This window comes from Candidatus Acidianus copahuensis, assembly GCF_000632495.1.
In the GTDB taxonomy this organism is placed as follows: domain Archaea; phylum Thermoproteota; class Thermoprotei_A; order Sulfolobales; family Sulfolobaceae; genus Acidianus; species Acidianus copahuensis.
On record NZ_JFZT01000062.1, the window covers coordinates 40,770 to 49,491 of the forward strand.

Below are 8,722 nucleotides of genomic sequence, written 5' to 3' on the forward strand. Positions count from 1 at the left end.
ATGAGATATGCAAGCATAGGAAATGGACGTTTATTAATTAATTTAGATGAGTTTGGAAGGTTAACAGATTTTTACTTTCCGTATATTGGTATGGAAAATCAAATCTCGGGAAATCCTGTAAGATTTGCGATTTGGGATGGAGAAAGAACATGGCTAGATACTGAGTTTTCAACCACTGTTTCCTTTTTGGAGAATACAGGAATAGTTAATATTCAAGGTGAAATAAAGACTTTGGTATTTAACGCTTTTTCGTTCGTAGATCTTGATGAACCAAATTATTATTCAATAATTAAATTTACAAGTAAAGATGAAAAGCCAAGAAAGATAAAGGTTTTTTTTGTTCATGACTTTAATATTTACTCTAATCCTTATGGCGATACTGCATTTTATGATCCCTTCTCCTCCTCAATAGTTCACTATAAATCAAAGAGATATATTGGCGTAAAATTAGTCTCTACTTCATCACCTGACATCGAATATACTACTACAAAGGATGATGCGCTATCTGACGTCTTTGACGGAAAACTTTCCGGTTATCCAGTAGCCCATGGTAATGTTATGTTCGCAGTTGGTAAGGAAGTTGATCTGAATCCAAATAGGTCAGCTAAACTATATCATATTATAACAGCAGCAAAAGATCTAGAGAGCATAAGAGCGATAATGTCAAGGATAAATGGAGCTGAAATCGAAACAAGATTCGTCTCAGACTACATGTATTGGAGAAGCTGGTTAGATAGATCTAGAATAAGAGCATCTAAACTTGATGAATTAGAGAAACTTTACAAGATTAGTTTACAAATTATTAAAAGTCATATGGACATTAATGGATCTGTAATAGCTTCTTCTGATTTTTCTTTTGTAAATATTTATGGAGATTCTTATCAATATTGCTGGCCGAGAGATGCAGCTTATGCTGCTTACGCATTAGATATAGCAGGTTATGGAGAACTAGCGGTAAGACACTTCAACTTTATCAGAGAAGTAGTAAGTTCTGAAGGCTTCCTATATCATAAGTACAATCCTAATAAAACCTTAGCGAGTTCTTGGCATCCATGGATCTTTAGAGGAAAAGGGATTTACCCTATTCAAGAGGACGAAACTGCACTTGAGGTATGGGCAATAAGCAATCATTATGAAAGATATAGGGATCTTGATGAATTAGGTGAAATATATAAGAAATTTGTTAGACCAGCCATGAAGTTTATGATGAATTTTATAGAAGATGGATTACCTAAACCGTCCTTTGATTTATGGGAAGAGAGATATGGAATTCATACTTACACAGTGTCAACAGTATATGGAGGACTTACAAAAGGAGCTCTTTTTGCGAAGGATATGGGAGATGAGAGTTTGTCCTCGGATGCAATTGAAGTAGCTAAATCTATTAAGGAAATAGCTAAAAATAAGCTAACCTATAACGGAAGACTAGTTAGAAGAATAGACGAAAACGGAAACTTAGATTTAACTCTCGATTCTAGTGTGTATGCAGCTTTTTTCTTTGATATGATTAATCCTAGAGATCAATTAATGGAAAATACGATGAATTCCATATCCAAGATGTTAAACGTTAACGGAGGAATAATTAGGTATGAAAACGATTACTATCAGAGAAGAAAATCTCAGCCCAACCCTTGGATTATCACTACGCTCTGGGTAGCGGAATTCTACTTTGAAAGAGGAGATGTGGAAAAAGGTAAGGCGTTACTCAATTGGGTTTTAAGAAGATCTACTACTTCTCTTCTTCTTCCAGAACAAGTAGATCCTGAGAACCTTCAGCCAGTATCAGTAATTCCTCTGGTCTGGTCCCATGCTGAGTTTATAATTGCTTTAAATAAATACATTAATAACTTGTCTCCATATGATAGAACCTGAACAATGTGAGGAACTAGAATGGATATTGCCATTAGGAACAGGAGGTTATTCTTCATCGACAATCTGCGGAATGAACTCTAGAACTTATCATGGATTGCTGGTCTCTCCTCAAAATCCTCCTCATATGAGATTCGTTATTCTATCTAAGTTTGAGGACTCACTAATAGTTAGGGACGAAGAATATCCTATTTCAACTAACCGTTATAACTTTAATGTATACCATCCGGAAGGCTATAAGTTTCTTCAGAGCTTTATAAGAGGAGGGAATTTTGTTTCATGGATTTATAACCTTCCTGGCGCTACTCTTAGAAAGACTCTTATTGCAAATAAGGGCACTAACTCCATAACGTTAATATATGAGTCTGATAAGGGCAAGATTAAGCTTTGTCCACTTATTACATATAGAAGCCACCATCTTGCGCTAAAGTCAAGACCGGGGTTTTTTGATTATAAGATTATAGATAACAATTTAATAAAAATTCTTTATAATAATAAAGAGATAATTAATTTTGAATTAAGTAACCCTGCTAAGATTTTAAGTTCAGGTTATTGGTATTATAATTTCTTTTATAGACTAGATTATGAAAGAGGAGAAAATTTTCTAGAAGACCTATATAATCCATTCTGCCTTGAGAGTATAGGAAATACATTTCAGTTCACAGTATATCAAGGGGAATATAAGAGATCGAGTATCGTACACCTCAAAAAGGACATAATTCCATTACTTTCTTATACTTCTAAGGATTTCGTCGTGAAAGGGAAATATGGTTGGGCGATTATTGCTGGATATCACTGGTTTGATGAATGGGGAAGAGACACGTTCATTTCTATGGAAGGATTACTTTTCCTTAATGCCCTCTACGACATAGCAAGAAACATCATAAATAGATACTTCTCTCTTCTAGAAAAAGGGATGCTACCTAACAATTTTCTCTATAACGACGAACCTGTTTACCTAGGTATAGATATCTCTCTCTGGGCTATTAATACCATATATAAATATTTTATCTATACTAATGATACTGAATTCATAAAATCTATATTCCAATATTTAGTAGAAATAGTAGAAAATTACTGGAAAGGAAATGGTATTGTTCATAACTACAATGGTCTCATTTTTCACAAGGGATATCCAAGGACCTGGATGGATGCACAGTACTCAGATGAAAGTGTTACGCCAAGAGAAGGAGCAGCTGTTGAAGTTAATGCGCTTTGGTATAATGCACTAATGATCATGGATTTTTTATCGTCTTTCATCGGATATAACGAGTATAATTTTAAGGAAATAGCAAACCAAGTTAAATCATCATTTTCAATGTTTTATGCAGAAAATGGTCTCTATGATTTCTTAGATTGGAACTTAAGACCAGACCATTCAATAAGACCTAACCAGCTGTTTGCTATTTCTTTACCGTATTCGCCAATAGAAGAGAAAAAGGCGAAAGAAACTCTCCTATTAATTGAGAGAGAACTACTACGTCCTTATGGATTAAGTACCTTATCTAAGAAAGATCCTAGGTACATTCCTTACTATAGGGGAAATAGGGAAAGTAGAGATAAGGCATATCATAATGGACCAATATGGCCTTGGCTTATAGGATCGTATATTGATGCTAAAATAAAACTAGAAAAAAATCCAATTAAGATCAAAACATTATTGAACAATATTGAACCATTACTTAACGTAGCAATAAATAATGCTGGTTATATACCAGAAATCTTTGAAGACATACCTCCTTATAGGCAGGCTGGATGTATAGCACAGGCGTGGAGTATCTCTGAGACGTTTAGAAGCGTGAATAATATTCTGAATTACTCTTAAAAGTTATTTACTCTTGAGAGAAAAATTCTCTCATGAGAATAGAACCACTAGCTTTTGAAAGTCTAGGTGTTAGATCCCAAGCGACACTAGTGGAAACAAAAGATGTGAGAATATTAATTGATCCCGCGGTGTCTCTAGCTCCTATGAGATTCAGGCTTCCTCCACATCAGAAGGAAGTAGATAAGCTAACTGAACTTGCAAAAAAGATAACTGATGTTTCTAGAGACGTTGACTTAATCATTATAACTCATTATCATTACGATCATCACGATCCAGGTTGGATTATACCAAAGGAAATTTACTCTAAAAAAAGGGTTATTATAAAGGATCCTAAGAATAATATAAATCCTAGTCAATCTAGAGTTAGGGCTCCTCGCTTTCTAAACTCGATTTCTGGGCTTCCCTCTTCAATTGAAATAGCGGACGGAAATTTATTTACAGTAGGGGATACTAAAATATTATTCTCACATGCTGTACCACATGGAGCTGATGAAAGACTCGGCTATGTAGTCCAAGTAGCAATAAATGATGGAGACCAGACAATCATGATTACGTCGGATATAGAGGGAGCTCCAAGAGAAGCCCACATAAAGTTTACAAGGGAGGTTAAACCTAACATTATTGTCATAGATGGTCCATTAAGTTATCTTTTAGGTTATGCATTAAAAGAAGAGGATTTAGAGAAGTCTCTAAAGAATATGGAGGAAATAATAAAGAACGGAACAGAAACTATGATTGTCGATCATCATGTATTAAGGGATAAGAACTATCACAACGTATTATCTAATCTATATGATATAGCAAGAACTTTGAACGCAAAAGTTGAAACAGCTGCTGAGTACTTAGGGTTAGAAGTTAATGCGCTCGAATCAAAAAGGGTAGAACTTTTTAGAGAAGAAAACAAGCCTGCAAGAATTCCTAAAGACTTAGCTAGGCTACTTAAAGCAGGGGAGCAATAGGTATAAAATGTGCCAATATTAAACCTGCTGTATAGCTTCCTACAAGAGCTATTAATCCTACAGCTATTTGTTCACCTGCTCCTCTCAACTTACTCAAGCCTGTGAATTTCGTAGCTAATGAACCAAAAATTCCTAAGATTATGACTATTATCATACCTGATAGAATAACTGCAAAATCAAACGAAAAATTTGTAAACAAACCGGCTATAAATGGAGATAATGGCAAAAGTCCTCCAATTATCAAATATAGACTCATTAGAAATCCTAATTTAACTGGAGATTCGAATTCCTCAGGAAATATCTTTAATTCTTGTTGCATCATTTCCCTCATTACAACATTTTTATTTTTCATCAAAACATCTGCTATCTTTTTTGCTTCGCTCTCATCCAGGCCTTTGCTCATATAAAAACTTATCAGTTCACTTTTTTCCTTTTCTGGAAAATTTTCTATTTCAAATTCCTCCTTTTTGAGTTCGTTATTTATAACCTGACCCCTAACTCTAGTAGAGATATATTCACCTATTCCCATAGAGAATGCTTGACCTATTGTAGCTAACAATCCAGTTATAATAACTATTAAAAAGTCATGAGAAAAACCTGAGGCACCAAGGATTATTGCTCCTATTCCTATTAGTCCGTCTTGTATTCCAAAAACCTTTGTTCTGAAAGTATCTGCCTCGTCAGTATAATGATGAACAGGTTCCTTAAACTTTCCCTCCATAACAGTTGATTAAACAACAATTTTAAAAATATTTCTAGAATTACGACTTATCGTATAATACTTTATAGTGATCGTTGTCCACTCTAACTACAAGCCCAGAATAAACTCCCCATTCAGTAATTGTTACTTGAAGATCGTATATTCCTTGAGGATTGCTATATGTTGTTATCCCCTTTTCTTCTAGTTTTGCCTTTAACTCCTCAAGAGTAAACTCTGTCATCTGTATAGCTGTTGCGAAGGGTTCAATTTTGTTTAAACTCTCTCTAAGAAGTTCCTTTCTTTTCCTCAAATTAGACTTTAGAAATTCTATTCCTTTATCTGTTATTATTATATCTCCTCCTCCTACAGTTATATAGCCTAAATAGTTCGCCGTATAGACTATTGGCATTAAGTCATCAAGATCCACTTCCATACCTTTTTCCAATTCATATAAGTCCGTTTTACCTTCATACGAATTATTAAGGACAAATAATAATCCCATTAAATCAGCTACTCGCGCAGAAGGATCTATAACGTTCATATTAATATGATATAAATCTATTGAGATTTCAAGTTATCGGTTTTACTCTTATCTTTAAGCCTAAAGATTAATATATCAATAAAAAGAGATAAAATCTGAGAATAAAGAGTAAATCAAGAAGAGCTGTATAGAGACAAACCAAGCTCAAGTGAAATAGCAAAATCCGTCAGCTAAGGCCTACTACTTCACGGTTAATCCTTAAACAAAATGGAGGAGTAAACTCCACGGGATTTTGAGTTTTTCTAGCTGCGTGATGAGATTCTGGGAAAACCTATGAAATCACGGTCAATAATGTAAAACTGCGATTTTAGCTAACAAAAACTCTCCAAGGGGAAGAGGTGTTCATTTACATGAACAAAATATAGACAAGATATTTATATATATTATGAGTTAATTAATTTAAACTACTTCTCTGCTTTTTTAATGAATAAATTGATCTATTAGTAGATAATTTCTAGATATAGAAGACAATAAAGGGATCTTATAAAGGTTTTTATTTTAAAAAGTTAAAATATGGATTATGAACATTTTCATTCTACTCGCAATAGTTGGGTTCATAGTAATTACTGCAATAATAACAATTAGCTTAATTAAGAGACCAGATTTACGGAAATCATTGTGGTTATACTCTCTATATGCTATATATTATATGGGAATTATAATTTATTATATTCATAGTATAATACTTGCTGTTATTATGATAACATTGGTAAGTATATCTTTACTAAGTATTATTGCTATTAGAAAGCTTCATTTTATGTAGATTTACGTAATATCTTAAAGTTTCCTTTATTATGGATATCATATCTAATATTTAATACGTGAAACTCGTAGAAGTAATATCGGAAATAGGTAAAGCTATAGATCCGTCTGAGGCAACGGAGGCTTTAGAAGGAAAATTAAATAGGCAAGAATTAATTAAACTAAGATTAGACAATGCCTATTTTTACCTAAATAGAGCTGAGGAACTCTCAAGTTTCCCATCCATATCCAGCGAAATGTTATATCAGGCTATAGTTGAAGGTATTAAGGCACTAAGAGATTATTTTGGAGTGCAAAGAGAGATAAAGGATAGTATTCCGTATCTCTCCGATATATTGGGAGATTGGATAGATAACTCTTGGGATCTTTCACTAAAATTGCACTATGATGGATATATTGCAGAGCTTATAGACAGAGACGATATGTCTATATATATCGAAAAAACTAAAGAATTTCTTAAGAATTGTGAAATGGTAATTTTAGACTAATAATAAAATAATCTAATTTTCACCTATTAAACGTTATTCCTAAGTTTTAAAATAGATAGAATAAATCTAACTAAAATAAAAATCATGGAAAAAAGAGATATAACTAATACTACTATAGCTAGAGCAAGCTCTGAATATAGCCCTTTAAAGTACCCCAAAAATAAAGCAACTATATTTGACATTGTTTGTTACTCTATGAAAAAACTATTATTTCTTTCTTCTCCTTAAGGCTACTAAAGCTAATACTATTATAATTATAGCTAAAACTACTATTATAATTATAGTTATTGGATTACTAAAATCTTTGCCTATCTGTGATAATAACGGCGGACTTACCATAACGTTAAATGAGTCGGATTGGGCAAATGGTATCAAAGAACCTGTTTGATTCCACACAAGAGTTACCGACATTGGATATATACCTGATGACGCTCCACTACTAACGTCAATTATATAAGTTACGTTGACTTCTTGACCTGGACTTATATCTCCCAACGAGGACTCTGACGCTGTTAGAGCTGAAAGTGGATTAGAAGAACTTACGTAAGGATAAATCACATCCGATTGTCCTAGTATAGCCCTAACATTATAAGCTGTTGCATTACCCTCATTCTTTATTGTTAAAGTTATTGGAACTTGACTTGCTCCAGATGTCAAACTCGAATAATGAACCCCCACAATGTCTAAATATGCCTTCGGATAGACCTTGACTGAAAACGGTTTCATAAGACTTCCTCCGTCATAGTTAACTGTAATGTAAACAGTATAGCTTCCTGCTGGAGTATTGTTATGAACGTTAATTAAGAACGTTGAATTAACAACTCCTCCAGTAGCAATTGCACCTAATGATATGTTATTTGGAGAGATGAGCTCTAAAGGTGGCTGAACGGATATTGAAACTGAAGTGTTCTCAGCTATACCTGTTCCATAGTTAACTACTACGCCCTCTAAACGAATATCGTAAAATCCAGGAAATATTTGAGGTGGAATTGTGACCAGATTTACTGCTAGTTTAGGACCTGATATTATAATTGGCACATACTCTGTTAAGCTTGTATCTCCGAAATAATTAACTTTAATTGGAATAAAATATGTTCCTGGAGTAATGTTAGAGTAAACACTGGCTGTTATACTACCTTCATTATACTCTCCTGCTGGTATAATTCCTATGCCTATAGACTTCTGACTTACTAAAAGAGGATATGAGTTCACGATATTTAGCGTAACATTAGTGGCGTCAACTAGTCCAACGTCTTTTATAATGAACGTGAGAGGCAAACTACTACTCCCTGGTGATGCGGATAATGGATGTGACGTAGTTCCCCATAATGCTTGAATAGAGAAATTCACATATCCATTTACCGGTACTTTAACGAAAGCTGGTTCAGATGCTGTATCTCCAAAATACGTCACAATTATTGGTATAGTGTATACAGCCTCTGTAGCGTTCTTCATAACGTTAGCGTAAACTGTTATTGGTACTGGTTGTCCTGGTGGTAAATAGCCAACGCTTACGTTAGATTCTTCAAACTGGACTGGATATATGGAGTGAAGCAATAGAGTCACATTACTTAACTC

The 8,722-nt window shown here is 33.9% G+C and carries 8 protein-coding genes; 5 read left to right on the top strand and 3 right to left on the bottom strand.

The genetic code is table 11. The annotated features are described in order from the left end of the window. Genes CM19_RS11865 through CM19_RS11875 form a run of 3 tightly spaced genes read left to right on the top strand, consistent with a single transcriptional unit; the run spans position 1 to position 4,653 of the window. Positions 1-1,872 (top strand): glycoside hydrolase family 15 protein, encoded by a 1,872-nt coding sequence (locus tag CM19_RS11865; RefSeq protein WP_048100674.1) that lies wholly within the window; start codon positions 1-3, stop codon positions 1,870-1,872. Beyond that, on the top strand, positions 1,859-3,694 hold the full coding sequence (locus CM19_RS11870; RefSeq protein WP_048100661.1) for an amylo-alpha-1,6-glucosidase: 1,836 nt from the start codon (positions 1,859-1,861) through the stop codon (positions 3,692-3,694). The genes CM19_RS11865 and CM19_RS11870 overlap by 14 nt, the downstream gene beginning before the upstream one ends. Before the next feature lie 32 nt (positions 3,695-3,726). Beyond that, positions 3,727-4,653, top strand: coding sequence for an MBL fold metallo-hydrolase (locus CM19_RS11875; RefSeq protein ID WP_048100662.1), 927 nt, complete (start codon positions 3,727-3,729; stop codon positions 4,651-4,653). Here the strand turns inward: CM19_RS11875 and CM19_RS11880 are convergent. Both CM19_RS11880 and CM19_RS11885 read right to left on the bottom strand, forming a co-directional pair. Next, entirely contained in the window at positions 4,634-5,374 is a 741-nt protein-coding gene (locus CM19_RS11880) for a VIT1/CCC1 transporter family protein (protein ID WP_048100663.1), read from the bottom strand. The two genes, CM19_RS11875 and CM19_RS11880, sit on opposite strands and share 20 nt — an antisense overlap. A 40-nt stretch (positions 5,375-5,414) precedes the next feature. After that, the gene (locus tag CM19_RS11885) at positions 5,415-5,894 is read right to left on the bottom strand and encodes an AAA-associated domain-containing protein (protein WP_048100664.1); all 480 of its coding nucleotides are present in this window, start codon (positions 5,892-5,894) and stop codon (positions 5,415-5,417) included. 520 nt (positions 5,895-6,414) lie between these two features. Between CM19_RS11885 and CM19_RS11890 the strand changes: the two genes are divergently transcribed. Together CM19_RS11890 and CM19_RS11895 are read left to right on the top strand one after the other, a co-directional pair. Further along, positions 6,415-6,657, top strand: a complete 243-nt coding sequence (locus tag CM19_RS11890) for a hypothetical protein (RefSeq protein WP_048100665.1) — start codon at positions 6,415-6,417, stop codon at positions 6,655-6,657. A 58-nt stretch (positions 6,658-6,715) separates the two neighbouring features. Then, positions 6,716-7,144 carry a hypothetical protein gene (locus CM19_RS11895; RefSeq protein ID WP_048100666.1) on the top strand — a complete coding sequence of 143 codons (429 nt, stop codon included), beginning with the start codon at positions 6,716-6,718 and terminating at the stop codon, positions 7,142-7,144. Positions 7,145-7,351: 207 nt separating this feature from the next. On the opposite strand, the gene CM19_RS11900 is transcribed toward CM19_RS11895, so the two are convergent. Then, the coding region (locus CM19_RS11900) for a COG1361 S-layer family protein (RefSeq protein ID WP_048100675.1) at positions 7,352-8,722 on the bottom strand (1,371 nt) is incomplete at its 5' end.